The organism is Cohnella xylanilytica (genome assembly GCF_014212175.1).
GTDB lineage: Bacteria > Bacillota > Bacilli > Paenibacillales > Paenibacillaceae > Cohnella > Cohnella xylanilytica.
In genome coordinates, this window is the sequence record NZ_JACJVR010000036.1 from 1 (window position 1) to 2301 (window position 2301).

A 2301-nucleotide genomic window follows, 5' to 3' on the forward strand; every position below is an offset into this window, starting at 1 on the left:
CCCCGGCACCGGCCGCGGCTCCGGCGCCCGCCGCGGCCGCTCCGGCCGAGTTCAACCCGGCCAAGCCGGCTGAACGCAAGAAGATGTCCCGCCGCCGCCTGACCATCGCCAAGCGCCTGGTCGAAGCGCAGCATACGGCCGCCATGCTGACGACGTTCAACGAAGTCGATATGACCGCCATCATGGACGTGCGCAAGCGCCGCAAGGACGCCTTCAAGGAGCAGAACGGAGTCAACCTCGGCTTCATGTCCTTCTTCACGAAGGCGGTCGTCGGCGGGCTGAAGAAGTTCCCGCTGCTGAACGCGGAGATCGACGGGGAAGACATCATCGCCAAGAAGTACTTCGACATCGGCATCGCCGTCGCCGCCAAGGAAGGTCTCGTCGTTCCGGTCGTGCGCGACGCGGACAAGCTCAGCTTCGCCGAGATCGAGCGCTCCATCGCCGACCTCGCCGCCAAGGCCCGCTCGAACACGCTCGGTCTCTCCGAGCTGCAAGGCGGCACGTTCACGATCACGAACGGAGGCACGTTCGGCTCGCTGCTGTCGACGCCGATTCTGAACGCTCCGCAAGTGGGCATTCTCGGCATGCACAAGATCCAATATCGTCCGGTCGCCATCAACAACAACACGGAGATCGCGATCCGTCCGATGATGTACATCGCTCTGTCGTACGACCACCGCATCGTCGACGGCGCGGAAGCCGTCCAGTTCCTCGTCAAGGTCAAGGAACTGCTCGAAGATCCGGAGACGCTGCTGATCGAAGGCTAATCGAATCAATAGCGAAGGGCCGCCCAACGCCGAATTCGGCGAGGGCGGCCCTTTTTTTTGCATGATGGCATAGGCCGCATCCTGCGGCGGCCGAAGCGGCTCCAACAAGCGGAAANNGCGGAAAAAACCGTCTTGCTGCACGCGAAAGGGGCCAGGCGCGGTCCGAGGAAGCGCGTAACCGCGGCTTCCCTTGACCGGACCGCCCCCGGCCCCTTGCCTATTAGCGCTCTAAGCCTTGAACTCCGCGAAGCGGATGCACACCGGCTTCGAGGCCTTGAACTCGCTGCCCGTCGGCGCGAGCTTGCCGGTCCGCTCGTCGCGGCGGAAGGTGACGACGTTGTCGGAGTCGCGGTTCGCGACGAGCACGAACCGTCCGTCCGGCGACAGCCCGAAGTTGCGCGGATGGCCCCCGAGCGTCGGAGCGTACTCGACGATCTCGAGCCGCCCCGTCGCCGGGTCGACGGAATAGACGGCCAGGCTGTCGTGGCCCCGGTTGGAGCCGTACAGGAACCGTCCGTCCGGCGACAGGTGAATATCCGCGCACGCGTTATCGCCTTGATAGTCCGCCGGCAGCGTCGAGATCGTCTGCACGACGGTGAGCCGTCCCTCCTCCGCGTCGTATGCGTACGCGGTGATCGTGCTGTTCAGTTCGTTAATTCCGTAAGCGAACGGCAGCGTCGGGTGGAATACGAAGTGCCGAGGCCCCGAACCCGGAGCGACGCTCGTCTCGCTGTGCGGCACCATCCGGCGGTTCGCCAGATCGAGCTTGTACACGATCAGCTTGTCCATGCCGAGGTCGGAGGCGACGGCGTACCGGTTCGCGCGGTCGACGATGACGGAGTGGGCCCGCGCCTGGGTCTGAGCCGGCGCGACGCTGGAGCCTTCGTGCTTATGCACGTCGGCCGCCGGCTCGATCCGCCCGTCCTCCGCCAGCGGAGAGAGGCTGATCGAGCCGCCGTGATAGCTGGACGTGATGACGAACTTGCGGGAGCGATCCAGCGTGATGTGGCACGTCGTGGCGGGAAGCGTAATCTCCTCGTTCAGCTTCCGCAGCTTGCCCGCGGCGGAATCGAACGCGAACGCGGCGGCCGCCCCGCATTTCCGCCCTTCCGCGTCCTGGCCTTCCATAATCGCGTAGAGCCTTCCGGCTTCCGCGTCGATATCCAGGAACGTCGGGTTGCGCAGCCCGTCCGCTTGGTCGAGCAGCTTCAACGTTCCTTCCGCCGCGTCGAACGAGCATGCGTACAGTCCCGGCCCGCCCGCGTCCGCGTAGGATCCGATAAAAGCAAAAGTTTGCGTAGTCGCCATAAGCAGGCGCACCTCCATAATCGGCTATTTGATCTCTAAAACTGCATTTTACCACTAATCCCGCCGGAAGGCACCTGAGCGTTGACGCGGCAGGCGGGAGTCGGCCCGATAGCGCCTGAACCGCGGTTCCCTTGCCGCACGACTGGCGCGATTTTTTTTCGAATAGCCCAAAACCGTTTGGCCCGTTGCGAAGTCTAATCGTCAGAGAGAGCAGCGGTGCTATGTC

The 2301-nt window shown here is 64.2% G+C and carries 2 protein-coding genes; one reads left to right on the top strand and one right to left on the bottom strand.

Features of this window, described 5'->3' with window-relative positions; genetic code table 11:
- Window positions 1-767 (top strand): dihydrolipoyllysine-residue succinyltransferase (gene sucB / locus H7B90_RS10060; RefSeq protein WP_185135738.1); only part of this gene is annotated, 767 nt, incomplete at its 5' end.
- A 228-nt stretch (window positions 768-995) separates the two neighbouring features.
- Here sucB and H7B90_RS10065 read toward each other — a convergent pair.
- Window positions 996-2075 carry a lactonase family protein gene (locus H7B90_RS10065; protein WP_246578430.1) on the bottom strand — a complete coding sequence of 360 codons (1080 nt, stop codon included), beginning with the start codon at window positions 2073-2075 and terminating at the stop codon, window positions 996-998.
- Window positions 2076-2301: the final 226 nt, after the last annotated feature.